Source organism: Streptomyces sp. NPDC052043 (assembly GCF_044548235.1).
Classification (GTDB): Bacteria; Actinomycetota; Actinomycetes; order Streptomycetales; family Streptomycetaceae; genus Streptomyces.
On the sequence record NZ_JBIUBT010000005.1, the window covers coordinates 493,192 to 518,190 of the forward strand.

The window sequence follows — 24,999 nt, forward strand, 5'->3', positions numbered from 1 at the left end:
CGCCCCGCCGCCCCGAGGGGAAGTTCGATGGAAACCCTGCACATGGCGCTCAACGCCGTCACCGTGGTCTTCATCGCGGCCACCATGTTCGCCGCAGGCCTCGGGGCCACCGTCTCGGCACTGCGCGACGTCTTCACCAACGTTCCGCTGCTGTTGCTGGCGCTGACCGCCAACATGGTGATCATCCCGCTGCTCGGCTGGGGACTCGGAGCGCTCTTCAGCCTTTCCTCGGCCCCCACCATCGCGCTCGTCCTCGTCGCCTCGTCCCCGGGCGGTCCCTTCGGAGCGAAACTGGCCATGGTGCAAAAGGGCGACGTCATCGCGGGCGCAGGGATGCAGGTCCTGCTCGCCTCGGCCGGAAGCATCACCTTCGCACCGACCGTCAACGGCATCCTCACCGCCGCCGACATCGGCACCAACGTCTCTCTCGACGTCGCGGCACTCGTACGCACCGTCGCCCTGCTGCAACTCGTACCGTTCGCCATCGGCCTGCTCATGCGGCGCTATGCCACACCCACCGCACAGTCGTGGCACCCCACAGCAGCCGCCGTCTCCAACATCACCTTCTTGATCGTGCTCGCAGGGATGCTCCTCGGCAACTGGCGAGACGTCGTGGACCTCCTCGGCTCACTCACCCTCCTCGCCGGATTCCTCCTCGCAGCTGCCGCTTTCGCCATCGGAACGCTGCTCGCCACAGGACCTCCGGAGCGCCGCACCACTATGGGAGGAGTCGCCTCGGTCCGCAACGCCGGCCCCGCCCTGGCCGCCATCGGCATCGCTTTCAGCAACCAGCCCGCCGTCCTCGGCGCACTCGCCGGAGTCCTGCTCAGCGGGCTGGCAGCAGCCCTCCCGATCGCCACACTCCTCAGCAGAAGGCGAAGCACTCCCGGGACACCAGCCGAACCTGGCGACCAGGCCGGCCCGTCAGATACTCCGGAATGATCCTTCTCGGTGCGCTGCGACTCATCCCGCTCCTCGCGATCCCTGCCGGGGCGGCGTTCTGATCGGCGGACGCCCTTACGCCGAAGATCTGCGTCGCCGCCCCTGGCAGGAAGGCCGCCACGGAACCTTGACCGTCAGGCCCGGGACGCCTGCTGTTCGACGACGATCTCCCGCTTGAGGATCTTTCCCGTCGCTCCCTTGGGGAGCCCATCGGTGAATGTGACGATCCGCGGATACTTGTAGGCAGCAACCCGCTGTTTGACCAGTCACGTATCTGGCCGGCGGTGGTCTGTGCACCGTCCCGGAGCGTCACCACGGCGGCCACCTCCTCCCCGTGGGTCTCGTGCGGCACGCCTACGACAGCGGCTTCGGCGACAGCGGGGTGTTCGTAGAGCACCTCCTCGATCTCGCGCGGATAGACGTTGTATCCGCCACGGATGATGAGGTCCTTCTTCCGGTCGACGATGAAGTAGTAACCGTCCTCGTCGCCACGGGCGAGATCGCCGCTGTGAAACCACCCGTCCCGGAGGGCTTCCGCGGTCGCGTCCGGACGGTTCCAGTAGCCCTTCATGACGTTCGACCGGGAGGGAAACGCCGCCGGAAACGGCCAAGTTCAACCGGGAGAGATCGTAGCCGTCAGGGATCCCGGCGTGGAGCAGAGCCGTGTACATCGTGGGAACACCGAGGAAGACGGTGACGCGGTCCCGGTGCATGATCTCCAGCGCTTTGGCCGGTTCGAACCGCGGCAGCAAGGTCAAAGTCGCCCCGGCAGCGATCGCGGTGTTGAGAGCACAGGTCTGTCCGAAGGCGTGGAACAGGGGCAGGCCACCGAACAGGACGTCGTTCGGCCCGACGTGGAGCAACGTCTCTGCAGCGGTGGCCGCGTTGGTCATCAGGTTGCGGTGGGTCAGCTCGGCGCCCTTCGGGATGCCCGTTGTGCCGGAGGTGTAAAGGATCACGCCCGTGACATCCTCCGCCCGGTCGACAACCTGGGGCATCGGGTCGGTGGCCTGCACCAGGGAGCCGAAATCCGTCGGGTTCGTGACCAGGCAATCGGCCCCGACCTCTGCCGCCGCCGCGGCGGCCTCGTCTGCGAACGGAGGGCATGCCAGCACGATCCGGGATCCGGAGTCCCGCAGCACGAAGGCTATTTTACGGGCCTTCAGCAGCGGATTCATCGGTACTACCACGCCGCCGGCACGAAGGACGCCGTAGTACGTCACAGGAAATTCGGTGGCGTTGGGCATGACCAACGCCACCCGATCATCCGGACGGACGCCCTTGGCGTGCAGCAGCTTGGCGACACGGGCGCTGCTGTCGTTCAGCTGGGCATAGGTGAGGGCCAGGTCGTCCTGACGAACGGCGACCCGGTCGCGGTCGGCCCATGCCGACTCCGCCAGGAGCGTGGCCAGGTTGTTCATTCGGTCTCCCCTGGGATGTGGGTGGATGACGGTGCCCGGAGGCGGCAGGTGCCGCCGAGGCCCGCAGGTTTCTGTGTCGCGATTCCATCCGGACGCTGACACCGCCGCCATGACGATCAGGTCGGTTGACAGGGCTGGTCGTGTGTACGGGTCCTCGTGCCCGCTGCTCCCGCAAGCCGGTCGTGTGCAACGAGGGAGGGCCGGTGCAGCGAGCAGGCGTAGTCGCACTGCGGCGGACCGAACAGGTGCGCACGGCCCGCGCCCTCCGATTTGTGGCCGGGTCCGAAGTCCGGAAAGACCCAGTCGACCGCGACGGTCAAGCGCCGCTGTGGCCGCAGGCCCAGTGGCGCCCGCCGTGCACCGCAGCGCATGCCGGCGGGCGCGCGGCCACGGCCCGGTCGAGTCGCGCGATCGCGGCCCGGCCCGCCGATGCCGAGCAAGGGGCCACGGCGATGCAGAGCGCGCGGAAGGTCCGTAGCGAGGTGGCTCCCCCGGGAGACCGTGTGCGGGGTGTCCCGGGTGGAGTGCCGCAGGGGCGTACATCCAAAGGTGACATCACGACAGGGGGATAGGGTGCGGCTGGGGGGAGTCCGCTCGGTCCATGCGAGCTGCGCCAAGGCGGATACGGTGCTCGCCCGAGGAAGGAGCTGGATGCTGCAGGCACTGGGGTTGGGCCCGGCCGAAGAGGCTGTCTACACGGCACTGCTGGCCCGCCCGACAGCCTCCGCGCAGGAACTCGCCCGGCAGACCGGGCGCGAGCAGGCCGAAACCGACAGCATCCTGCTCGACCTGGTGACACGCGGCCTGGTGGCGGTCGCCTCCGAGGCCGGGAGGGGGGCACCTGACTCGGCTGACTGCGGGGACGGCCTCCAGCCCGCCCGCTACCGGCTCACCCCGCCCTCGGTGGCCCTGGCCCCGTTCCTCGTCGAGCAGCGCAACACGCTGCACCGGGCCGAGACCGCGTTCTCGATGCTGACCGAGCAGTACCGCAGTACCGCCGCCCACCCTGCGGGCAGCGTCGTGGAAGCGGTCGTCGGCGTGGAGCAGGTCGCCCACCGGTTCCATCAACTGCAGCGCGGCGCCCAGCGGGAGTTGCTTGTCTTTCTCGTCGGTGCGCCTGTCGCGGTGCCGCGCGAGGATGCCGACTTGTCGGAGAGTTTCGCGCTCGACCGCGGAGTCGATTTCCGGGTCGTGGCGGCCAAGAACTATCTCGACGGTCCCGAGGTGGTGAGGGACGTTCAGGCGGCGATCACGGCGGGCCTCGAGCTGCGCCTGGTCGACTCACTGCCGCTGAAGATGGTTGTCTCGGACCGGGAACGCGCCATGGTGCCACTGGATATGGCGGACTCCGGCGGCGAGCCGAGCGCCATCGTGGTGCACGGCAGTGGCCTGGTGACGGCCCTGGTCCAACTTTTCGAGAAGGAATGGGCCGAGGCCCGGCCGCTGTACACCACCGCCACGGGTGTGCACGCGGAGCCAGCGAACGATCAGTGGCCGACCGAGGGGGAACTGGAAGTCCTCGGCTTGCTGCTGGCAGGATTCTCCGACCGGCGGGCGGCCACCCAACTCGGCATCTCCATACGTACCGTGGAGAGAAGGACACGTCGTCTGCTGGACCTTGCCGGCGCGGATTCGCGCCTGCAACTCGGGTGGCACGCCGCACGTGCGGGCTGGCTCTGACCTCACCGTGGAGTCTTTGCCTGTGATCGAGCCGGAGGCATCCACCGGAGTGGCGGCGAGGACACGACGATGGCGAGCCTGCCGGTGAAGTCGCCTTTCATGGTGCTCTGTTGACCCACGGTGCTGGCGACCGGTGGGCGGTGATCTCGACGGCGTGCACTGCGCCCGCGTCCCCTTCGGCCAGATCGTCCGGCCTGCCCTCGCTCAGGCCGGGCGTACCCCACCGGCCAGATCGGAAGCCTCACCGTGTCGACGAAACCCGTTGATGTGACGGCGTGACGGAGACCCGTCATGCGGGCAATCCGCCACCCCACGGCGCCCCCACGCAATCCGCATGTCTGCCAGGCTGCAGCCCCAGCATGGCATGTTCACGGCGTCAACTAGGAGATTCATGCGCCCCACAACGCGTATAGCCTTGGGCGCGGCGAGCGCCGCCGTCCTGGCCGTCACCGCGATCGCGCCTTCAGTGGCGGCGGATACGCCGCCTGACGGCACCTCGGGGAAGAGACCCGTCGTCGGCAGCGGGACCGCAGCAACGGGCGGCAAGCAGGTGACGGTAACGCTCGTCACCGGCGACAAGGTACTGGTGACCACGGACACGTCGGGCCGCAGTTCGGCGGCTGTGCTGCCCCGCGACGACGGTACGCAGCCGATGGCCCAGACCTATCAGATGGGCAAGGACCTCTACGTCTACCCGGAGGACGCCTCCCAGGCGATCGCCGAGGGCAAGGTCGACGAGCAGTTGTTCAACGTCACAGGGCTCATCCGCCAGGGATACGATGACTCACACACCGACACGCTGCCGCTCATCGCCACCTACCGGAACGGCGTGAACGTCGCCGACAGCGCGCCGGCGGCTCCTCGCGGGGCCCAGCGGAGCCTGAGCCTCCCAGCCGTGAACGGCGTCGCGCTCAGGGCGGGCAAGGACACCGCAGCCAACTTCTGGCAGGACATCACCAACACCCGCTCGCGTTCTGGCTCCACGGTGAACAAGCTGTGGCTGGACGGCAAGGTCGAGGCCACGCTGGACCGGTCCACCAAGCAGGTCCATGCGCCGGAGGCCTGGGCGGCCGGCTACGACGGCAAGGGCACCAAGGTCGCCGTGCTGGACACGGGAGTGGACGCCGAGCACCCGGACCTGGTGGGCCGGATCGCCGCGTCGCAGAACTTCACGGACTCCAAGACCACCGACGACCGGGTGGGCCACGGCACCCACACAGCCTCCACTGTCGGCGGGTCCGGAGCGGCAAGTGACGGCCGCAAGAAGGGGGTGGCCCCCGGTACCTCCCTGCTCATCGGTAAGGTCCTCAACGACCAAGGCTATGGCCTGGATTCCTGGATTATCGCGGGTATGCAATGGGCCGTCGACCAGAAGGCCGACGTCGTCTCCATGAGCCTGGGCAACCCCACGATCGGCGACTGCACCGACCCGATGGCCCAGGCCACGAAGCAGTTCTCGCAGAACACCCACACCCTGTTCGTCGTCGCTGCCGGCAACGCCGGCTCGAACACCGAGACCGTCTCCTCGCCCGGCTGCGTGCCCGGCGTGCTGACCGTCGGTGCGGTCGACCGCGACGACACCACCGCGTGGTTCTCGAGCCGCGGTCCCGTGGCCGTCACCCACACTCTCAAGCCCGAGATCGCCGCCCCCGGCGTCGACATCTCGGCGGCCAATGCAGGCGGCCGCGGCATCTACGCCTACCAGACGATGTCCGGCACCTCCATGGCCACCCCGCATGTCGCGGGCGCCGCGGCCGTCGTCCGCCAGGCCCACCCGGACTGGACCGCGCAGCAGATCAAGGCCGCCCTGGTCTCCTCGGCCCGTACCGGCGGCAAGGTCGCCGGTGCCGACCAGACCGGCGGTGGCGTCCTCGATGTCTTCGGCGCGGTGAACCAGAAGGTGCTCTCCGCGCCCGCCGTCCAGGCCGGCAGCTACAACTGGCCGCAGAATGCCTCGGACCGCACCACCGTGCAGGTGCCCTTCACCAACACCAGCGGCAGCGACCTCACCCTGAACCTTAAGGTCAGCGGCGTGCACGGCAACGACGGCAGCGATGTCCAGTCCGGCATCGTCAAGCTGGAGGAGGGTAAGGTGAGGGTCCCCGCGGGAGCCACCGCTCAGGTGCCGCTGCGGATCGATCCCACCGCCCATCTGAAGGACGCCCAGTACGGTGCGGTCACCGGCCGGATCCTGGCCACCGGCGGCGATGTGCACGTCTCCGTGCCCATCACGCTCTACGTCCAGCCGGAGACGGTCACCCTCCGGGTCAAGGCCATCGACCGCAACGGCAAGCCCGCGACGGGCACATCCTCCCTGGACCTCGTCAGCCTCGACACCAACAAGGGCGAGCGCCGCACCAACTCGGGTGCCGCCGACCAGACATACAGCGTGCGCCCGGGCGACTACGCCCTCAGCAGCTTCGTGGCGACGTACGACGCGAACAACGCAGCCGAATCGGTCAGCTACCTCGCGCACCCGCAGCTTCGGATCACCGGTGACACCACCGTCGTCCTCGACGCCCGCAAGGCCCACCGGCTGAGCCTGCAGACCGACCGCCCCTCGACGGTGGACAACACCACGTTCAGCTACGCCCGCACGTGGGACGACACCTGGCAGATCAGTGGATCGCTCACGGCCGTCAACACCGTCCAGAAGTTCTACGCGGACATCGAGGGACGTGCCAAGAACGGCACCTTCGAGTTCCGGCCCACCTGGCGGGCGACCGGCTCCGAGAACGGCTCGTCCTACGTCTACAACCTGTCGTTCCCGACCCAGGATCCGCTGCACTCCGACCAGGTCTACAAGCCCAAGGACTCCAAGCTGGCCCAGGTCACCGAGACGTGGAAGGCCATGGGCCAGGAGGACGACTACATCGATGCGATGTTTATCCGCCCCTCCTGGAGCAGCAGTGCCTACGTCCCCGTGAGCCCGTTCGGCGCGGTCCATGTGCCCGGTACCCGCACCGCCTACTACACGACCGGCGACGACGTCTGGTCCCACGGCGCGATGACCAGCTTCCCGTTTGCCGCGTTCATGGGGGACCAGGAGCGCACCTACCGGGCCGGACAGCGCAGCGCCGAGGAGTGGTACGGCGGCCCCCTGCGGCCGGCCGCGCCACGCGACGCCGACGGCAACCTGATGCTGGCCGCCGAGCGGCAGGGCAACCTGATCGGCGTCCAGACCGCACTCTGGCTCGACAGTTCCGGCGACCACTGGTCCTACGGCGGGTCGTTCGGCGACCTCGGCAACCTGGTGCTGAAGCGCAACGGTGAGCAGATCGCCACCAGCGCCTGGCCGTACGACGTCTTCACGGTGCCGGACGAGGATTCCGCGTACGAGCTCACCCAGAACCTGGAGAAGATCCCGTCTTCGGACCGGAACTGGCTGCGCTCCACCGCCGTCACCACCACCTGGAGCTTCCGCTCCCACCGGGAGCCGGACGTCTACTCGCGCGGCCTGCCGATCCTCTTCCCGGCGTACGACGTGCCGGTGGACGGCCTGAACACCCTGCCGGCGCAGAGCGGCATCAAGGTCGGTCTGTCGGTCGAGGGCCACGCGGGGTACACCCCGGGCGCGATCAAGGAAGCCTTGCTGTCCTACTCCTACGACGACGGCGCCACCTGGACCCAGGCACCGACCGAGCAACAGGACGGCAACTGGACGGCCGTACTCGACCACACCGGCGCCTCCGGCAAGCAGGTCACCATGAAGGCCACCTTCACCGACGCCAACGGCAACGCGGTCACCCAGACCATCAAGCGCGCCTACGACGTGCGGTAACCACACAGTCCGGCCGGGCGGTCTCCCACCACAGGCGGCCCGCCCGGCCGGTCGGCTTCGGCGGAGTACGGTTCCCGTACAAACTAGACCCATGGGTGGGCAGGTAACGGCAGGGGAGTCCCGTGCCGCGGTCGGGCCGGGTCCGTCGCTGGTCTGCCGGTTGGACGGTGCTGTCAGCGGGTTCGACCTGTCACAGCTGCTGTCCCGTCTGCTGCCGACAGTGGACAACGGCCGCGGGTCGCAGAGGAACACCGTTGCTGCGGGCGGCTCGCCGGCTGACCTAGCGCGTCGCTGGCGCCGCCTCGCCGAAAGCCATGGCTCCGACCATGGCAGCGATCGTTGCGCACGGCGGTCGCAGCACAGACGACCACGCCTTCAGCGGCCGCACGACCTCCTCGTGCGCGTGCGGGCCGTCTCGGTCAACCCCATCGACGCCAAGACACACGCCCGCCTGCCGGCCGGACACACCCGCGTCCTGGGCTGCGACGCCGCCGGAAGCGTCGAAGCCGTCGGGGCCCAGGTCACCGGCTTCCGCGTGGCGGACGAGGTCTACTACGCCGGAGACCTCACACGCGACGGCACCAACGCCGCCTACCACGCCGTGGACGCCCGCCTCGTGGGCCGCAGCTCGGCCGCCATCCAGCTCACCAAGGCACCCACGAACCTGCGCGTCCTGGCGACCGCCTCCCGCGACGAGTCCCGTGACTGGGCCTTGGCCTGCGGCGCCGACGGCGTCGTCAACACCACCACCTGGTCGACGAGGTCAGACAGGCCACACCCCAGGGCGTGGACTACATCCTGTCGCCCGTCAGCCGGAACAACGTCGCCTCCTTCGCGGAGCTGATCGTGCCGTTCGGGCACATCGCCGCCCTCGACTCCCGCGAGGACCTCGACATCCTGCTGCTCAAGGACAAGTCGGTCTCCTGGCACTGGGTCAAGGTCTTCACCCGGCCCGTCTAAGGGCAGCGGCCAGCCGGCAGTGCCCATGATGGACGACGAAGAGAATCCCTTCGGCGCCCCGAGCCTCTACGGCCTCCTTGTGCCGCGAGTACATCCCAGGAATCCCCCTGCTTCAGCTGGGAGAGGGTTCAATATTCGTCGACGATCTGAGAGTGGAGTCCCACGAACCCCGCGCCTCAGGATCCTGCCGAGGTAGGCGGAGACCTCACCGTCGTCGACCGCCGGCGTGGCAGTTCGCCGACGTGATCGACAAGGCGGGCCGGGTACGCCCGGCTGCAAGGACTACGCCGTGCCCTGGGCAACGACGCTGCCGGCCAGGCGACAGAAGGCGAGGTGCTGGCGCTGGGCTCGGGTGTCGCGGACGCCGCTGCGGATGGAGAGGGCTCCTCTACCGGATCCGGATCCGGCAGTGTGTCAACGGCGAGTTCTTCCGCCCGCCGCGGGGGCGACGACCCCTACCTCCTGGCCCCTGCCGTGCGATGCGACTGGACCCGATTCCTCCAACTCGCCGCCCCGCTGCAGAGCTTGCTGGGGCGATGAGGGTGACCGGAACACCGTCGCCCGCGCCAGACATCGGTGCGAGCGTATCGCTCTCCTCACCGGCTTCTGCGGCCGCGGGGCATCAGCGACTCCACCGGGGCCTTGCGGCGCCAGACGCGGCCGAAGCGGGAGCGCAGGCTCTGTCCGGGGCCGGTCCCCACGTTTCTCCTGTGGCGCCGCATGAAGTTATGGGAACTGCGCTCCTACGACCAGGCCATCAAGCTGGAGCGGGATCGCCCCACCGGCGGTTGTCCCGGCCGCCCACCAGGCGGGCGGCTCAGATCCCTATCTGACGACCGCTGGTTTTGGGCCGAGTCTCCAAGAACAATCATTGGAGATCCGCCCACATGGAAGACTTTGAACCGTTCCGGGTTCTATAGGGACTCGATCATTTGAGAGGATCGAGTCATGGCACGTTCTTCCCAGTACCCGCTTGAGCTGCGCCGTCGTGCGGTGCGGATGGTCGCCGAGGTGCGGCCGGAGTACGACACCGAGTGGGCCGCGATGAAAGCGGTCGCCTCCAAGCTCGGGATCGGTACGACCGAGACGCTGCGCAAGTGGGTACGGCAGGACCAGATCGATGCCGGCATTCGGCCCGGCACCACGACGGAGGAATCTGCCGAGCTGAAGCGGCTGAAGAAGGAGAATGCCGAGCTGAAGCGGGCGAACGAGATCCTCAAGGCCGCGGCGTCTTTCTTCGCGGCCGAGCTCGACCGGCCACACGCACGCTCGTAGCGTTCATCGACGAGCACAAGGGCCGCTTCGGCGGCGTCGAGCCGATCTGCCGGGTCCTCACCGACCACGACTGCAAGATCGCCCCGTCCACCTACTACGCCCACCACAAACGCCAGGCCACGCCGACGGCCCGCACCGTCCGCGACACCGAGCTGAAGACCCTCATCACAGAGGTATACGAGGCCAACTACCGTGTCTACGGCGCCCGGAACACGGCGCCGCACCTGGGTGCGGCGCGGTTCCCGTGACCCCACCGATCGCCGCCGGCTCTCGCCGCACTGGACTTCCTTGATACCGGGGCTGGACTGACCGGAGGAGGCTAACTAGGCCCTCTCAGGGGGCAGGGGCAGGGGCAGGGGCAGGGGCAGACGCCGACGGGGTGGTCGCCGCTGGATCTGCGGCAGTAGCGCCCAGAATGGACGTCATGGTCTGCAGGTGCCCGTGTTGGCTGCCCAACTTCTCGCTGCCCCACATCACCGCTGGGCCGATGAGGGCGGTCAGCGCAGCGGGAGCGACTGCTGACGTGGGCAGGCCGGCGGCGACAGCGGTAGCCACGATGACCGCCGCCGCAGTGCTGCCCGCGAGCACGACCCACCGGTCCTGCCTGTCCTCTCTGGCAGTGACCAGGTCAGCCGCCTCCTGGGGCAGGTCCGCCTCGTCCAGCATGCCCATCCATCGGCCCTGCACCGACCGGTCAAGCAGGGTGGCGAGAAGCTGCTCAAGTCGGGGAAGAGAGCCGGGCCCGTCCCGCAGAACGTTCGACATCTCCGTCTCGAGCGCCTGCTGGACCCTCGCGAGGTGCGGTCGGAGCGCGGCGCGTCGTCGCTCGCGGTCGACCCCATATTCGGCAAACCATCCCAAGCGGTTGGAGTAGCGGGTGACCTGCCGGTCAAGTTCCAGCAGCGGGAGGCTGTCCTCGGCAGCTTTCCAGCAGCTTCGGAGGAGCCGGGCAAGAGCGACGGCAGAGGTGAGTGGAAGGCTCTCGCCGATCCGCCGCCGATAGAGGTTGCGCGACCGGTAGACCCACAGAACGGCCGCACTGGCCAGGCCGGCGGAGAGGGAGAAGAACTGCAGTGTGTTCTCCCGGGCAAACTCCGGGTTCTCCGAAGCACTGGGGTGGACGGTCAGGACAATGCCGCCGAAGGCCAACGCTCCGATCAGCGCTGGAGGAAAGAGGATGAAGAGTGCGAACCAGGTCTCGATGCCGACGGACCGGCGAACCCCCCTACACCAATGCTCCTGCAGTTTCGCCGGCGCGGAACAGACCGGCGCTCGCAGAGGGCGGCAGTGCTCAACGACGTCGGTTGTGCTCGGGAGGAAGGCTCTCGGCACGCGTTTGGCGATCCGTGCCGGTATCCACCATCCCTTCCAGACGTCGAGGATGTCGAGCACCTCCATGACGGGCCGGTAGAGCACCCCCGCCACGAAGGGCGGGAAGAACGCGAACACCGTCGGCTCGAACCACTGCACGCCATAACCCCCACTCCGAACGAACCGATCGTTGTGATTACCACATTGGCCGAGCTACCCCCATATTGATCACGTGGGAATCCTGGCAGCCCGCCCCGGCAGCGTCCGGCGATCCTGGCCGATCGGCTGAGAGCCGCCGTACGTCACGCAAGAACCCCGCTGCTGGAGGCGGGTGAGGAACCGAACGACCTCTTCCTGTGCCGCACGGCGGGCCGGGCTTCCATCCTGATCGGGACTGAGCGGTGGCGACCCAGTGGTGAGGGGCTCTGCCCTGCGTCGAGGGTGACTCCCTGGGGAGGGCGACTCGGGGGCAGTGGGGCGCAAAAGACGCGGAAGTCGATTATTTCGTGACGTCAGTCACAGTGTTTCTCGAATTAACCGGTGCACTTAGTAGATGCGTCATGGCGTACATTTGAGTATTTGTCCGTCTTGATCTGTATGTGGATCCTGCGGTGTGTGTCGGAATTCCGCCCAGCCGACCGACGTGCTCATTGCCCCCCGTTGTAAGGCTTCTGACGCTGCGACAGCTTTTCCTCCTGTCGCTGTGTGGGGACCGGAGGCCTGCGCACGGCCCTGGCGAGGTCCTGAGATCTACGAAGCCACGTAGTGGTGGGACCCATTGCGTGCCCTGTCGAGCCGTTCTAAGAATGTCGACCCACAGGACGTCGCTGCAGTTCGGAACCGGTGTTCACGCCGAGTCGACCGCGCGCTGTGGCGCTCGGCGTCACCGAGTGAGTAGGAGCCCCCCACGTGAAGTCGTCCCGAATGTCCCCGAGGTTCCTCGCCCTCGCTCTCGGCCTGGGTCTGGCCTCCAGCGCGCTGGCTGTGGCAGTGCCGGCGAGCGCCCAGCCGGCCGCCACCCCCTCCGATTCCGCTGATACCTCCGTGGCGGGGTACGACGGGTCGGCTGAGGAGGCCGCGAACAACAAGGCGTTCTTCGAGGCCGTGCTCAAGTCGGTCGCCGAGAAGAGCGCCGCCCAGACGAGCGGGCAGGCGGTGACCCTCCACTACGACGCCTCCAAGGCGCCGAGCTTCCGTTCGCAGATATCGAGCGCGGCCGAGATCTGGAACAGCTCCGAGTCCAACGTCAAGCTCGAGGAGGCTTCGAGCGGTTCGAGCAGCGCCGACTTCTCCTACTCCGAGGGCAACGACTCCCGTGGGTCCCACGCCTCCACCGACGGTCACGGAAGCGGCCAGATCTTCCTCGACTACACCCAGATCCAGCAGAACGACTCGATCCGCGTCGTCACCCACGAGACCGGGCACGTCTTGGGCCTGCCGGACAACTACAGCGGGCCGTGCAGTGAACTGATGTCGGGCGGTGGCCCCGGTCCGTCCTGCACCAACCGCTACCCGAACGCCACCGAGCGCGCGCGTGTCGACGAGCTGTGGGCCAGCGGAGGTGCCCAGGCCCCGGGTGCGGGGAACCAGTCCGCTGGCGGCCCGAGTGCTGCACCGTCGGCACCGTCCGTGGCCCCGGGCGCAGGGAATCCGTCCGCTGACGGCCCGAGCGCTGCATGGCCGGTACGGCCCGTGTGGCCGGGGCACGGTCCGTCGCGTCCGCACCACCGCACGCCCTGGAACTGACCGCGTTCCCACTCATCGCGCGCCCAGGCATGAGGTCGGGTCGGAACTCACTAGTCGATCTTGATGATCGCCTGGCAGAGGGTCGTCTGGGGCAGGCGTCAAGCATCACCCGACGCCGACCCGTCAAGCATCAACTGAGTCTCGACACGGTCGCGTGGGGCTTGAAGTTGTATGCACAGGCGGGTAGTTCGCTCTCTTGGTGGTGCGCGAGTGGGAGGAAGAGCACCGGTCGGATCGTCCACGTGATGCGGGTGCAGTCCTGGGTGACCGTGACCGTGCAGGACTCGGAGCGCAAGAGGGCTCGTCGCGTTGCGATCCGCCCCTGGGACAGCCAAGCCCATGCCGCGTCGGAGGCGTCGGAGTCCAGTGCCGGTGAGATCGTGCGGAGTGTGACCGCGACCCACCTGTCTGCCTGAGGTGCCGAGTAGGCGTCGAAGGATGCCCGGAGTGCGGCCGGCTGCTCCTGGTCGGTGAGGTCTTGGGTCCAGCACTCGCACCAGAAGCCGCGGCGGGTCTCGTTGATCAGCACAGGTGCTCTCCCGTGCGGGCGTCTGTGAAGAGTTCGGCGGTGACCGTGTGGCCCTGGTTGCTGTCGTGGACGACGACCCGGTGAGCAATCACGCTCACCATTCCCAAGCCCCGGCCGCGCTCGGCGTCCTGGTCCTGGTGCTCGACCTTCGGGGTGCTGCCCGCGCCTCCGGAGGGGGCTTGACCGCCAGGCGTCGTCGCAGGCCACAGCCCTATAGGCCGCTGTTGGACGAGTGTGGGTCCACACTTAGAAGCTGTTGTCTTTCCGATCTTGAGTGGTGCCCGTCGAACGGACATGCATGGTGTCGACGAGGTCAGCATCAAGGAACTGCCGGACGGTGGTGACCCCGCCGCCGAGTCGGACGTCCTTGCCCTGCGCGCCGCTTCCCGCGCCCGTTCGAGCACCGTGACCGGGTCGCCGTCGACGTGGTGTCGGAGAGCGTGAACGACGGACGCCTGTGGTGGGTCAAGACGAACACCGGAGTACGGAACGGGGGCTCCTCCCCCCACCAGTCGCGCCACTCATGGCCCTGTCAGGTCCCGCGCTGAGGCCCGAAACTGTTGCGGCCCATGCGGCGTTCGGCTTCCGCAATGCCGACAACCAACCGCTACGGACACGTTGCGTCACCACCCGGCGAGCCCGCGGACACCTCCACACCGCTCAACTTTAAAGACCCGGTTTACGAGCGTGACGGCCCTACCCGGAAAGCCAGCATCGTGTCGACCGGGCCGACCTGGCGAACCTGCGGGGCCGAGACGAACGGACGGAGCATGTCGCAGAGACGTTGCCGGTGGCCGTCCCGGAGCCGCTGCAGGAGGATCAAGACGCGGCGTCCCTCCGCATCCTCGAGCTTGAGCAGCGGACCGATCCTAGTGCTGGGCACCGCCGTGGCCGTGGCCAGCCTGTCGAGCCGGACAGTCCTCCATCGCAGTTTCTCGCGGACATGCAGCAGGCCACCATCGATGATCACCCGCATTCGAAGCAGACCAAGGCACAGAAGGCCGAACACAGCGCCGACGACCGCAGCCGACCAGAAACCATCCCCCGGGATCGCTGCCCAGACAAGCGCCCACACAGCCCCGAAGGGAAGGCTCGCCAACTGCCACCAGGGCGACAGCCCGATCCGAACGGCAGTCGCACCAACAGCAGGCTGATGAAGGCTAGGCATTGGGCCACCTTAGCTTGGCGTTTAACCTCGCTGGGCTTGGTGTTCCTTGATCGATTCGGCGCGTTTGACGGTCTTGCCGACGTCGTGGCGTCTGGCCCGTTGCTTGTTCTTCGAGCCGGGAGGCCGTCCGGGCCCTGGTCGGGACGGTTTCGGTGCGCTTGCCGGGCGGGCTGCTGTCGCGCGGACGTTGCGAAACCCCCGTCGTACCCGGGCGGGGGTGAGGCGGCGGGGTTCCGCGGGCCGTTCCCAGGGGCGACGGAGGTCCTCGGCGAGGGGCCGGGCGAGGCGGAGCTGGGTGTGGGCGGCGATGATCAGCCAGGTTCACAGGTCGGCCGTGTCGGGATGCCTGACCTTCGGGGCAGTCCAGCCCAGGGTCTGTTTCATCAGCCGGAAGGTGTGCTCCAGGTCGAAGCGGCGGAGGAAGGACTGCCACCAGCGGTCCACGTCCGCCGGTGCGGCGGCGGTGGCCGAGCACCACAGCCAGACCGGTTTCGGGTCACGGTCACCGGGCAGGTGCTCGACCTTCATGTGGAGCAACGTGCTATGCAGAACGGGAAGTTCTTCCTTGGCGCGGTTCAGCCAGGGGCCGCGGTGGGTGAGCCGGGGGTGTATCCGGTCCCAGGCCGTCGCGGTGGCCGTGCCGTAGCGGGTGGTGTCCGTGGCGGTCGTGACGTCGGGCTCGTGCCAGCTGTCGGGCTTCTTGAACGTGAGGACGCCGCCGTGCCGGCGGGGGCGCCCGCCCCGGGGGCCCGACCGGGCGGGGCCGGGGTCGCGGAGCATGACCCGGTCCGAGCGCAGGCGCCCGACCAGCACGACGGGCAGGTCGGCGAGAGCGTGGGTCAGGTAGGCGACGTCGTAGCCGGAGTCCATCACGATCAGGATGTCCGGGTCGCCCGGTCTCCAGTGGCCTGCGCTCGTCAACCGCTCGATGACATCGTGGAGTTGGACGGCCGTGACGGTGGTCGCGTCGTCGGCCGGGCCCAGGCGGACCGCGTCCAGGAGAGCGACCCAGGAGGTGCGGCCGGTCTCCAGGGCGGCGACGAAGGAGTAGGGCCAGCCGGGCACCAGCTGGTCCGAGCTGCGGTCGCCGCGTCCGTAGACATGGCAGAAGAGCCGGTCGCCGCTGGTGGGAGCGTCGGGTCGCAGCCAGTGCGACACGTCCACGGCAAGCACGATGCGCCCGTCGGCCGCCTTCGGCAGCGGCAGGCCGGCCAGTGCGCGGCGCAACCGTGTCGGCTCCAGCCAGCCCCCGTCCAGGGCTGCGTACAGCGCGCCGTGCCCGCGCCGGTGCTCGACCGCCAAGGAGAGCTCGACCAGGGTTTTCACCGGCCCGTCCACGCACAGCACCGCGTCGGTGAGCTCGAAGAGCGCGTCCGCACGGCTGTAAAGGCAGTCGTAGAACTCGACACGAAAGTGGGACAGGACGCCCAGTGCGGCGTCGGCGGTACCTGCAGGAGCGAGACTCTTCACCAGCGGCCGTTCCTTCACGCGACGTTGCTCGACACCTCGAAGCGTGAAGAACGGCCGTCCTGCTGTCCCTCGAAGAACACGAGATCAGCGGGTCGAGTGAACCGGCGAGGTTAAACGCCAAGCTTAGAAGCTGTTGTCTTTTCGATCTTGGGAGATGCGCGTCGAACGGAAGTCTCGATCGGGTGGTCGAGGGGCGCTGGACGCATACGAACAGGGCCTCCTGAACAGCTCGTTGGTGTCGAATCACCGAGCAGCAGGAGGCCCTGGTGCAGCAGTCTTGCGTGCCGATGGCCGGGCAGTCCAGCGCGGTCACCTGGGAGTGTGACTGCCTGGCTCACCGGTTCGGAAACGCCGCCGACAACGGGACGCGGCAGCCGCACTACCCGACGGACATGACGAACGGGGAGTGGGCCGTGGTCCGTCCGCTGCTGCCGGTGCCGGGCTGGATGCGCGGCCGGGGCGGCCGGCCGGAGGGGTACTGTCACCGGGCGATGCTCGATGCGATCCGGTATCTCGTGGACAACGGGATCAAGTGGCGGGCGATGCCCGCCGACTTCCCGCCGTGGGACTGCATCTACGCATTCTTCCGCCGCTGGCGCGACAACGCCCTGGTCAAGGAGTTCCACGACCGGTTGCGCGCGAGGGTGCGCGAGGAGCTGGGGCGGGATGCGGAGCCGACGGCCGCAGTGATCTACTCGCAGTCCGTCAAGGCGGACGCCGTCGTCGGCGCGGACAGCCGGGGCTTCGACGGCGGCAAGCTGATCAACGGCCGTAAGCGGCATGTCGTGGTCGACACCCTCGGCCTGCTGCTGGGCGTGATGGTCACCGCCGCGGATGTCGGCGACCGCACTGCTGCCCGGGTCCTGCTTGAGCAGGCGGCAGACGCACACCATCGCCTGGCCCTCGTCTGGGCCGACGGCGGCTACACCGGCAGCCTCGTCGAGTACTGCCTGGCCACGTTCGCCCTGGTCCTGGCGATCGTCAAACGCAGCGACGACATACGCGGCTTCGTGGTGCTGCCCAAGCGGTGGATCGTCGAGCGCCTCTTCGCCCACCTGATGCGAAGCCGCCGCCTGGTGCGCGACTTCGAGCGACGCACCACCAGCGCCGAGGCGATGGTCTACTGGTCGATGATCCTTCTCATGACCCGCCGCCTGGCCCGGCCACACCCACAGCGAGGGTGAACCGGCCCGGCTGCTGCTCGGCCAGCCAGCCGCGGGCCACCAGGCGTTTCGCCTTCGACCGCAGTGCCTCCACCCGCGCCGGCACCACGTCCATGCCGAACAAGGCGGCCATCTCCTGGCAGGTCAGCGGCCCTTGATGGAGCCGGGCCCGGTCCGCGAGCGCCGTGAGGATGCGCTGGTAGTCCACCGACAGCACCGACCAGGCCAGCCCCTCACGCCACACCGGCACCTGCGACTTCGGCTTCGCCCCATCCCGGAGCGCCGACTGCACCTCCGCATCCCGCGGGTCCTCGGTGACCTCCGCCTCGGCGGTGGCGTCGTCGTCCGGAGCCAGCACCGTATCGACCCGCCTGCGGGCGATCGCCCACTCCTGCCACTCCAACTCGGCCGCAGCAAGCTCGGCCTGGATACGGTCGGCCTCCTCCCGCAGCCCGTCGACCCGGCGTCGAGCGGCAAGCTCGTGCTGTTCCAGCAGTCCAACAACCGACGGCATCCGCGACCTCCCTGGGAACGACGACCCGACAGGCCACCACTCCCACGGAACCACCACTCCTATCCCCGACCAGCGGAAACACGGCGATCACGTCCGGAAAGACAACAGCTTCTTAGTCCACAACTCGTAGCATGCGCATGAGCATTGCTCTGATCAGAGCGGCAGCACTGCCGGTCAATCGTCGAGGCTGCGGGGGGCTGCGTGAGGACCATTGGAACACTGCGCAGTTGTGCGGAGAAGCACCTGCAGACCTACACAGATCCTCGGGGGCCCAGAGCCTTCCGCACGTATGACTGGCAGGGCGATCCGGAACGACTGAGTCCGTTGGACTGCTTGGCGCCGGCTCTGCTGAGCGTTCGCATGGGCTATAAGACGTCGTCTCAACTGGTGTCGGAGTGACAGGAGTGCAGCTTGGCCAGTTCAGATGGTCGGGGGTAGGGATGCGTTAACGGGGTGGAGTGGGGCGTTCCAACCGCCAGATCACGTCGATGCCGCTGTCTGAGGGGGCCGCGGGCGGCGTCACCTGCTCGCGTCGGACTTCGGTGAAGCCGAGCCGGCGCGGGATGGCGCCGCTGGAGGTGTTGGCCAGGTCGTGTGCGATTTCGAGGTATGCCACGTCCGGCAGGGCGAATGCCTGGGCCACCATGGCTGTCGTCGCTCGCGTGGCGATGCCCTGGCCGGTGACGGCAGGGTGCAGCCAGTACCCCATGTACCAGCCTTGGGGTTCGGCGCCGCGGTAGGTCGAGCACATGCCGATGAGCCCGCCATTCCTGGTAATGGCGAAGTTGTACGCATCGCCGCTGTCCCACTTCGCGTCGGACTCTGCGAGGAAGTCGCGAGTCTTCTCCTCACTGTGATGGGCGACCCACGGCATCCACGGGCGGAGGTGGTCGAGGGACTCCTCGACCAATTTGAACGCCAGATCGAAGTCGCTCTGCCCGCGCCAGCGTCGCAGAGCAAAGTCTCCGCACTCGATGATCTGCTTCGGCCGTTCCATGGCGGTCATGATCGCCGGACAGTGCGGCTCGCTGCAACGGGATATGGAGGGATCGGTCGGCTCTCTACCTGGCCAGACGCCGGTAGCAGATCAGGGTGGCAGCGATTCCGGCGAAGGCCAGGAAGTGTTCCGCCTTGCGCTCGTAGCGGCGGTGCAGACGGCGGCACCCGGCAAGCCAAGCCACCGTCCGCTCCACAGTCCAACGGTGACGGCCAAGACGCTGGGAGGAGTCAATGCCCCTGCGGGCGATGCGCGGTGTGATGTTCCGGGACCGAAGCCATCGGCGCAGGTGATCGTAGTCGTAACCCTTGTCGGCATGGAGCTTGTCGGGCCGTCGTCGACGGGGCCCGCGGCGGGAGCGGATCGGTGGGATACCACGGACGAGGGGTTCGAGGCCCTGGCTGTCGTGGGTGTTGGCGGCGGAGACACCGATGGACAGAGGCAGACCGGTCCGCTCGGTGATCAAGTGGATCTTTGAACCCTTCTTGCCGCGATCTACGGGATTCGGACCCGTCAGGTCCCCCCTTTCGCTGCCCGCATGTTCACTGAGTCGATCGCGCACCGCGACCAGTCCAGGGCGCCGTGGGCTCCGAGTTCGTCCAGGACCAGCCGATGGAGCTTGCCCCACACCCGCGCCCGACTCCACTCGGTGAACCGCCGGTGCGCGGTCGGCCCCGACGGGCCGAAGCCTGGCGGCAGTTGACGCCATGTACAGCCCGTCGTGGCCACGAACACGATGGCCGCCAGCACCTGCCGATCCCCATACCTGCGCCGACCGCCGCCTTGGGGTCGTACCGGAGCCGCCGGAACCACCCGCTGGAACAGCTCCCACAACCCGTCCGGCACCAGACGCTCCACCATTGCCATCACAGCCATCAGCCTATTGATCAAGCCAGTTGAGACGATCTCTAAGCAGGTAGTCCCGCTGTTCCACCCTGACGGCCCCGGGGCTGAAGTCTTGCAGGCCATGGAAGCGGTGCTTGCGGATAAGGCGTGTACGACAGCGGACTTTTTGGACGTGACGCTGGATCCGTCGACGGGACCCTGGTCTCTGGTCGATCGAGCATTGGTCGCTACAGGTGAAGCCGGCGGTACAGGGCTGCCCGACTTCAAGGCCGTTGCCGTTACCAAGATCCTTCACCGGAAGCGGCCTAACATGGTGCCGATTTTCGACAGCAGCATCTACCAGTTCTACCTCGGTCAAAGGCCAGTTCCCGGAGCCTATAAGGACACCCCTCGGCGCTTGTGGCCGCTCCTGCAAGCAGACCTACGCGGTCACCGGGATTGGATCCAAGACCTGATCGTCCCCTTCCGCACGCCTGACGAAAGGCCTCTCAGCCTTCTTCGAGCGGCAGACATCGTTATCTGGGAGCACACCGCGAACGGATGCGCCGCGTGACGGTGCCTTGCTCGAACGTACACGGCCCGGCTGGTCGTCACGCCCGTCAACGACGAGACGATGGTGTTCAGCGGCGTCTGCCCGCGGTGCGGTTGTGCCTGCACGTTCGTGGCCGCCCGGCGGGCGTACCGCTGGAGGCCACGGGGCCGGTTGCGCGGTGTCGTCGGGATCCCGGTGTACTGCACATGTACGACCGAGCACCCCGGCAGCCCGGTGGACGAGAAGGGCTGCGGGGCCTACTGGAACGTCAACCTGGACCGAACATGACGGCCGCCCCCCGCGGCCGCCGTCGCGACTGGCGTGTCACGGCCGGGCCCCGGGCGACCCTCGCCGACCGCCAGGCGGCCCGCCGCGCCCAGCAGTTGCTTGCGAACGAACTCCCGTTGGCCCGTAAGGCAGCACAGGCCTGGAGCCACGGTCTCGCGGGACTCTTCGTCGGCCTGCTCGGTTTCAGCCTGGTCAAGGGCCGCACGGACGTCAGCAATCTCGCCACGCCGTACGCGGTGGGTGTGGCCGTGGCGCTGGTGCTGTCCCTGCCGTGCGGGGCGTCGGGCGCATACCTCCTGCTCCGCGCGGCGCACGGCGCGCCCAGGTTGACCCGGCTCCCGGTGTCCACGGGCCTCCTCGAGGCCGACGACCACCTCGAAACCCTCCGTACGGTAAGGGCGTCGCGCTGGGGCATCGGTCTCACCCTGGCCTGCGGTGCCGCGATGGTGGGCGCGGTGGGGCTGACCTGGTACGGCCCCGTCCAGGACGACCCGAGTCTGCTGGTCAGGACTCCGTCGGGCAGCTTCTGCGGCGAGAAGCCACGCGTCGCTGGCGGGCGTCTGACGCTGAAGACGGATACGGGTGAGATAACGCTGGATCTCACAAAGGCCCTGTCCCTGACCGCGGTCGACACCTGCCCGGCTGCGGCCGGGACCGGCGAGTGAAGTTCCTCCCTGCTCGTGGACAGCGGATGTTTTCGCTGCGGGGGCGAGGTCTTGGGTCGCCAGGACTCTGGTTTCGAGCGGGAGCAATGCTCATGACTTGTGGATCGGTCCTCGGGCCAGCACGCGAAGGGCGTACCTTCCCGAGGGATCGACTGATGGTCATCGAGTAGGCCCCAGACGGCTGTGCAACTGAAACGATAGGCCGGGGCAGGGCGAGCCCCCTCCGGCGACCCATCGTGCTCGTATGTCCGGAAAGCGGAAGGCCGGCTTTGGGCGGTCGAGAACGTTCTTCTGCAACAGGATGAAGAAGGACTCCATAGCCGCGTTGTCGCCTGCCGCCCCCACCCTTCCTATCGAACCGGCCATCCCGTGGCCAACCCGGCTGACCGCCACCTCGACCTGGACTGTCACCTGGTTGGTCACCGGCGGGGGAGCCGAAGCCGGGCAGTTCGCCCGCAGCCCGGCCAACCCCCGACCACGGCGGCTGTAGCGTTGACGGAAACGGAAGATGCGGCCGCGCCTGGTCTGGCAGGCGCGGCCGGGTATGGGTGAGGGCCCGAGCCAGTCAGGATGCTCGGACCCTCACCGTGTTCGCGTATCCGCAGGGGAACGGACACGCATACACGTGGCGGCCTGCTTAGCGATCTTTCCGGCTGTTGGATACGGGCCGCTCGCCCATCACACTGCGCTCGAGCTGGCCGACGATCCAGCCGGGACCCGTGGCCGGTCACCAGGAGGGGTGAAGCCGGCCATCCAGGCTTGGCCAGGAAATCGAACGCGTGTCCTAATGGCGGGCGTGGAGCACGCGACTTTCCCCCGAGACCTGATGCAGCTCCAGGCGGACTGGCGCCGCACCTACGAGGCCCTGGCCGCGCCCAGCCCGGCCCGGGCCACTGTGCTGCGCCGCCGGCTGCAGTGGCTGTCCGTCCGGCTGTGGTGACATCCCTACCGGACCGGCCCGGGACGCATGCCGGCCGCCCGAGCCGAGCTGCGCCACGAGCCGCGCGCCTGGCGGGAGCCGTCGTGAACCGGCGCCCGGAGCACCTGACCGAGCGGGAAGAGGAGATCCTGCGCTGTGTCAGGCGGTGGATCGAGGATAGGGGTGAGGGGTGAGGGGCCGTCGGTGCGGCAGCTCGCTCACGCCGTCGGGATGCGCAGCACCCTCGGTCGTCTACCACCTGGCCAACCTGGAGCGGTCGGGCGTGCTGATACGTGATGGCCGGGGCTGGAGCACCTGCCGCCTGGGTCACTGACCGGCACCACGCGGGCTCAACTGGGTGCGCACCGCTGTGACCAGCTGTGGTCGGCCCTGTGGTCGGGGCAGGGCGCAGCGGCTGCACCAGGGCGGGCAGGGGCCACGCGGGGCGTCTCCGGGGCCGGTGAGTGGCTCCAGCTCACGGTGCTGCCGGGGTCCCGGACGGGGCGCCACACGGGCTCCGCAGGGCCGCCCTGCAGCACGTCGGCCAGCGGCGCCACCAGCACGGGGACCTCGCGCATGAAGCCGGCGAGCGCCAGATCCGCGGCGGCCGCGCGCAGGGCCTTGATACGGGTTTTGATTCCGGTGGGGCCGGTGCCGTCCAGGACGAACAGCAGTCGCGGGAAGAGCGGGTAGTGCCGCCTCCATTCCTCCTGCCAGGGTTCCTGGAAGACCTGCCGCTGCCGCCTGCCGGGCGCAGGCGCGGGCACGTAGTGGTAGAGGCGGGCATAGGAGTTGAGCTTGGCGGCCAGGCGTTCGGGGCCCATGGTGGCCCGGTCGACTTCCACGAAGGCCCGCAGCATCGCCCCGCCGTCGCCGTCCTCACGGCCGCACCGGTAGTACAGCAGTGCATCCGGGATGACGGCTTCACCGCTTCCGATGGGGTGGTAGACCTCGGGGATCCAGTCCAGCGGCCGGCACAACTCTCCGCGCTGCCGCGCGTCCTTCAGGAAGGCCAGCGCCGTCTCGGTGACCGTCAGCGCGTGTCCGACCTGCAACCTTACGGCGGTCCGGTCCGACACCGTCTTCGACGGCCGCCGGCCCCGCAACTCCGGCCACTCGCAGGCGATCTGCACGCCGTACTGGGTGGGGAACCACACCCGGGTCCGTCCGGCCTGCGGCAGCGTGATGCGGTCGATGAGCCCCTCGGTGCGTAGCTTGGTCAGCCGGCGCCGGGTCTGCTCGATCCGCACCCCAGGGCTGAGGATCAGGTGCATTTGCTCGGTCGTCGCCATCCGGTACTGCGCCAGTACCGCCAGCGCCATCCGGTCGCCACTGCCCGCGTCCACGTCCATCATCGCCCGTCCCGCTCCCTCTGTGCGGTGCGGCACTGTCCTGCACGGCGCCGCGTGTACAAGCCAGATCAGCCGATGCCCCCAACCGCACCACCGACCAGGACGACCCGACCACGGTCACGAAGCGACAACACCGCCCCAACCAGGCCGACATCCCCGCCGATAACCCCTCCGACAACTGCCCGCACGCGAACGCGGCCTGGGTGGCGTATTCGCAGGTCACCACACTGGTCCGGCCGTGGTCGGAAGCCCGACACCCCCTATGCACCTCTCGCAGCCGACCCCAGAACAGAAAAAAGGGAAGTGGGCGGGCTGTGGCTGGCGGTCGGCGCGGCGGGGGATCGGGCGCCCTCGATGTCTCGTTGCGCGTCGGCGGGGCCTCCGCGCTCCGTGCCGGGCGAGCCCGGCACGCCAGCAGGCGGAGCAACCGGCGGGCAGGGCGCAGCGGCAGCAGCAACAGGCCTGTCACGATGCCATGCCGAAGCGGCTGCCGTGGATGAGGCTCACCGTTTCCACCTGACCGCGAAGTCGGCCGGTCGTTCGGTGGTGCAGGGCTGGTGGGGGAGCGAGGAGACCGCCCGCCGCAAGTTGTCCTCGTGGATGGGGGAGTACGGCAGTATGCCCGGCGCCCGCATCACCCTCACCGGCGAACGCAGGGAAGCGTGTTGACGACGTGGCCGGGCGAGGGCTGATCGCCTGCCATGCTGTGCGCCATGGCTCACCGTCTCTACCCTGTCCGCGGCCGTGCGCTGCGGCAGATCCTCCGCTGGCACCGCAACGAGCTGCCGCCTGGCTTGCTGCCGCCCGCGCCTATCGAGGAGTAGGGGCCGGCCGGTGAGTACCGGGTGTCGACGCGCCGCCGCTAGGCGCCGTCTTCCGTAGCCTGCCGCGCGGCTTTCTTCACACTGGCCTCGACCTCGTTCCGTGGCTGGCCTTCATCCTTCGCATGCGCGGTGATCGGGGCGGGCCCGGGTGTGGCTGGCGGCTGGGGCGGTGCTCCTAGCTAGGGGGAGCAGGAATAGTGGTCGCCCTGCACACTTCCTCTTCTTCACGCTGAATAGGCGGGTGTGGGACATCTGTCGGAACGCTCCACACCCGCCGTGTCAGTTCTCCGCGCTCTGCCTGTCCGGGTACGTGACGAACGAGCCGAGGCCCGGTTCGGTGTACGTCAGGCCCTCGTTCCTCAGAGCCTGGAGCACCTTGTGTGCGGTGGCGTTGGCGATGCCGAACTCCGCCGTCAGTTGCACGACGGACGGCACACGCGTACGGGGCGGATAGGTGCCGTCCTCGATCCGCTTACGGATCACATCGGCTACCTGTCGCCAGCGCGGGATGTCCGGTGCAAACTCGATCACCCGTCCATGGTCGGCATACCTGGACGTCCACGCGATTCGTGGAATGCCTAGTATCCCTAGTATGCCGTAGTCCGCATCGGCTACG

Annotated in this window: 19 protein-coding genes and 5 pseudogenes; 12 read left to right on the top strand and 12 right to left on the bottom strand. The window is 68.3% G+C overall.

All coding sequences use genetic code 11. The features are described from left to right. The first annotated feature begins 27 nt into the window (after positions 1-27). Positions 28-942 (top strand): bile acid:sodium symporter family protein, encoded by a 915-nt coding sequence (locus ACIHCX_RS16570; protein ID WP_400029873.1) that lies wholly within the window; start codon positions 28-30, stop codon positions 940-942. A gap of 134 nt (positions 943-1,076) precedes the next feature. On the opposite strand, the pseudogene ACIHCX_RS16575 reads toward ACIHCX_RS16570, so the two are convergent. Further along, positions 1,077-2,363 (bottom strand): annotated as a pseudogene (locus ACIHCX_RS16575) (AMP-binding protein). A 651-nt stretch (positions 2,364-3,014) separates the two neighbouring features. Here ACIHCX_RS16575 and ACIHCX_RS16580 point away from each other — a divergent pair. The 5 genes and pseudogenes from ACIHCX_RS16580 to ACIHCX_RS16600 form a co-directional block, all read left to right on the top strand. Further along, the gene (locus tag ACIHCX_RS16580) at positions 3,015-4,043 is read left to right on the top strand and encodes a helix-turn-helix domain-containing protein (protein WP_400029875.1); all 1,029 of its coding nucleotides are present in this window, start codon (positions 3,015-3,017) and stop codon (positions 4,041-4,043) included. Between the two features lie 391 nt (positions 4,044-4,434). Further along, positions 4,435-7,824 (top strand): S8 family peptidase, encoded by a 3,390-nt coding sequence (locus tag ACIHCX_RS16585; protein ID WP_400029877.1) that lies wholly within the window; start codon positions 4,435-4,437, stop codon positions 7,822-7,824. 91 nt (positions 7,825-7,915) lie between these two features. Next, the gene (locus ACIHCX_RS16590) at positions 7,916-8,668 is read left to right on the top strand and encodes an alcohol dehydrogenase catalytic domain-containing protein (protein ID WP_400029879.1); all 753 of its coding nucleotides are present in this window, start codon (positions 7,916-7,918) and stop codon (positions 8,666-8,668) included. Beyond that, the gene (locus ACIHCX_RS16595) at positions 8,611-8,784 is read left to right on the top strand and encodes a hypothetical protein (protein ID WP_400029881.1); all 174 of its coding nucleotides are present in this window, start codon (positions 8,611-8,613) and stop codon (positions 8,782-8,784) included. The genes ACIHCX_RS16590 and ACIHCX_RS16595 overlap by 58 nt, the downstream gene beginning before the upstream one ends. A 948-nt stretch (positions 8,785-9,732) precedes the next feature. Next, positions 9,733-10,247: pseudogene (locus tag ACIHCX_RS16600) on the top strand (transposase); the annotation flags it as partial. Between the two features lie 145 nt (positions 10,248-10,392). Here ACIHCX_RS16600 and ACIHCX_RS16605 read toward each other — a convergent pair. Beyond that, positions 10,393-11,529: a hypothetical protein gene (locus ACIHCX_RS16605; protein ID WP_400029883.1), complete on the bottom strand. Its 1,137-nt coding sequence runs from the start codon at positions 11,527-11,529 to the stop codon at positions 10,393-10,395. A 750-nt stretch (positions 11,530-12,279) separates the two neighbouring features. Here ACIHCX_RS16605 and snpA point away from each other — a divergent pair. Then, positions 12,280-13,116 (top strand): snapalysin, encoded by an 837-nt coding sequence (gene snpA, locus ACIHCX_RS16610; RefSeq protein WP_400029885.1) that lies wholly within the window; start codon positions 12,280-12,282, stop codon positions 13,114-13,116. 130 nt (positions 13,117-13,246) lie between these two features. Here snpA and ACIHCX_RS16615 read toward each other — a convergent pair whose 3' ends face one another. The 5 genes and pseudogenes from ACIHCX_RS16615 to ACIHCX_RS16635 all read right to left on the bottom strand — a co-directional run bounded on the left by ACIHCX_RS16615 (position 13,247) and on the right by ACIHCX_RS16635 (position 16,244). Then, positions 13,247-13,639 carry a hypothetical protein gene (locus tag ACIHCX_RS16615; protein ID WP_400029994.1) on the bottom strand — a complete coding sequence of 131 codons (393 nt, stop codon included), beginning with the start codon at positions 13,637-13,639 and terminating at the stop codon, positions 13,247-13,249. Beyond that, positions 13,639-13,815, bottom strand: a pseudogene (locus ACIHCX_RS16620) (ATP-binding protein); the annotation flags it as partial. The pseudogene ACIHCX_RS16620 and the gene ACIHCX_RS16615, both read right to left, overlap by 1 nt. 121 nt (positions 13,816-13,936) lie before the next feature. After that, positions 13,937-14,216: pseudogene (locus ACIHCX_RS16625) on the bottom strand (dihydrofolate reductase family protein); the annotation flags it as partial. A 108-nt stretch (positions 14,217-14,324) separates the two neighbouring features. Next, the gene (locus ACIHCX_RS16630) at positions 14,325-14,813 is read right to left on the bottom strand and encodes a hypothetical protein (protein WP_400029887.1); all 489 of its coding nucleotides are present in this window, start codon (positions 14,811-14,813) and stop codon (positions 14,325-14,327) included. 21 nt (positions 14,814-14,834) lie between these two features. Further along, positions 14,835-16,244: pseudogene (locus ACIHCX_RS16635) on the bottom strand (NF041680 family putative transposase). A gap of 305 nt (positions 16,245-16,549) precedes the next feature. On the opposite strand from ACIHCX_RS16635, the gene ACIHCX_RS16640 reads away from it, so the two are divergent. Next, complete coding sequence (locus ACIHCX_RS16640; protein WP_400029889.1) at positions 16,550-17,467, top strand: IS5 family transposase; 918 nt, start codon at positions 16,550-16,552, stop codon at positions 17,465-17,467. Here ACIHCX_RS16640 and ACIHCX_RS16645 read toward each other — a convergent pair. The 3 genes from ACIHCX_RS16645 to ACIHCX_RS16655 form a co-directional block, all read right to left on the bottom strand. Further along, positions 17,424-17,960 (bottom strand): hypothetical protein, encoded by a 537-nt coding sequence (locus ACIHCX_RS16645; RefSeq protein ID WP_400029891.1) that lies wholly within the window; start codon positions 17,958-17,960, stop codon positions 17,424-17,426. The genes ACIHCX_RS16640 and ACIHCX_RS16645 overlap by 44 nt on opposite strands. Positions 17,961-18,405: 445 nt before the next feature. Next, positions 18,406-18,966 (bottom strand): GNAT family N-acetyltransferase, encoded by a 561-nt coding sequence (locus ACIHCX_RS16650; RefSeq protein ID WP_400029893.1) that lies wholly within the window; start codon positions 18,964-18,966, stop codon positions 18,406-18,408. Positions 18,967-19,021: 55 nt separating this feature from the next. After that, positions 19,022-19,833, bottom strand: a protein-coding gene (locus tag ACIHCX_RS16655; RefSeq protein WP_400029996.1) for an IS5 family transposase whose coding sequence is annotated in 2 segments (ribosomal slippage) — positions 19,022-19,476 and positions 19,476-19,833 — 813 coding nt in all. Because the reading frame shifts where the segments join, the coding sequence is not laid out codon by codon here. A gap of 91 nt (positions 19,834-19,924) precedes the next feature. On the opposite strand from ACIHCX_RS16655, the gene ACIHCX_RS16660 reads away from it, so the two are divergent. The 3 genes from ACIHCX_RS16660 (at position 19,925) to ACIHCX_RS16670 (ending at position 22,228) form a co-directional block, all read left to right on the top strand. Next, positions 19,925-20,356 (top strand): DUF6308 family protein, encoded by a 432-nt coding sequence (locus tag ACIHCX_RS16660; RefSeq protein ID WP_400029895.1) that lies wholly within the window; start codon positions 19,925-19,927, stop codon positions 20,354-20,356. A gap of 263 nt (positions 20,357-20,619) precedes the next feature. Continuing rightward, positions 20,620-21,288: a hypothetical protein gene (locus ACIHCX_RS16665; protein ID WP_400029897.1), complete on the top strand. Its 669-nt coding sequence runs from the start codon at positions 20,620-20,622 to the stop codon at positions 21,286-21,288. A gap of 796 nt (positions 21,289-22,084) precedes the next feature. Further along, entirely contained in the window at positions 22,085-22,228 is a 144-nt protein-coding gene (locus ACIHCX_RS16670) for a hypothetical protein (protein WP_400029899.1), read from the top strand. 329 nt (positions 22,229-22,557) lie between these two features. On the opposite strand, the gene ACIHCX_RS16675 is transcribed toward ACIHCX_RS16670, so the two are convergent. After that, entirely contained in the window at positions 22,558-23,562 is a 1,005-nt protein-coding gene (locus ACIHCX_RS16675; RefSeq protein WP_400029901.1) for a replication-relaxation family protein, read from the bottom strand. A 489-nt stretch (positions 23,563-24,051) separates the two neighbouring features. Between ACIHCX_RS16675 and ACIHCX_RS16680 the strand changes: the two genes are divergently transcribed. After that, positions 24,052-24,228, top strand: coding sequence for a hypothetical protein (locus ACIHCX_RS16680; RefSeq protein WP_400029903.1), 177 nt, complete (start codon positions 24,052-24,054; stop codon positions 24,226-24,228). Positions 24,229-24,662: 434 nt separating this feature from the next. Here the strand turns inward: ACIHCX_RS16680 and ACIHCX_RS16685 are convergent, their stop codons facing one another. Beyond that, entirely contained in the window at positions 24,663-24,914 is a 252-nt protein-coding gene (locus ACIHCX_RS16685; RefSeq protein ID WP_400029905.1) for a GntR family transcriptional regulator, read from the bottom strand. Positions 24,915-24,999 lie beyond the last annotated feature (85 nt).

What these genes read in the sequence shown, in the direction of transcription:
- ACIHCX_RS16580 (WP_400029875.1), top strand. Translation starts at nt 3,015, where the DNA reads ATGCTGCAGGCACTGGGGTTGGGCCCGGCCGAAGAGGCTGTCTACACG.
- ACIHCX_RS16660 (WP_400029895.1), top strand. Translation starts at nt 19,925, where the DNA reads ATGGAAGCGGTGCTTGCGGATAAGGCGTGTACGACAGCGGACTTTTTG.
- ACIHCX_RS16570 (WP_400029873.1), top strand. Translation starts at nt 28, where the DNA reads ATGGAAACCCTGCACATGGCGCTCAACGCCGTCACCGTGGTCTTCATC.
- ACIHCX_RS16650 (WP_400029893.1), bottom strand. Translation starts at nt 18,966, where the DNA reads ATGACCGCCATGGAACGGCCGAAGCAGATCATCGAGTGCGGAGACTTT.
- ACIHCX_RS16665 (WP_400029897.1), top strand. Translation starts at nt 20,620, where the DNA reads ATGACGGCCGCCCCCCGCGGCCGCCGTCGCGACTGGCGTGTCACGGCC.
- ACIHCX_RS16645 (WP_400029891.1), bottom strand. Translation starts at nt 17,960, where the DNA reads ATGCCGTCGGTTGTTGGACTGCTGGAACAGCACGAGCTTGCCGCTCGA.
- ACIHCX_RS16585 (WP_400029877.1), top strand. Translation starts at nt 4,435, where the DNA reads ATGCGCCCCACAACGCGTATAGCCTTGGGCGCGGCGAGCGCCGCCGTC.
- ACIHCX_RS16675 (WP_400029901.1), bottom strand. Translation starts at nt 23,562, where the DNA reads ATGATGGACGTGGACGCGGGCAGTGGCGACCGGATGGCGCTGGCGGTA.
- ACIHCX_RS16590 (WP_400029879.1), top strand. Translation starts at nt 7,916, where the DNA reads ATGGGTGGGCAGGTAACGGCAGGGGAGTCCCGTGCCGCGGTCGGGCCG.
- ACIHCX_RS16630 (WP_400029887.1), bottom strand. Translation starts at nt 14,813, where the DNA reads ATGCCTAGCCTTCATCAGCCTGCTGTTGGTGCGACTGCCGTTCGGATC.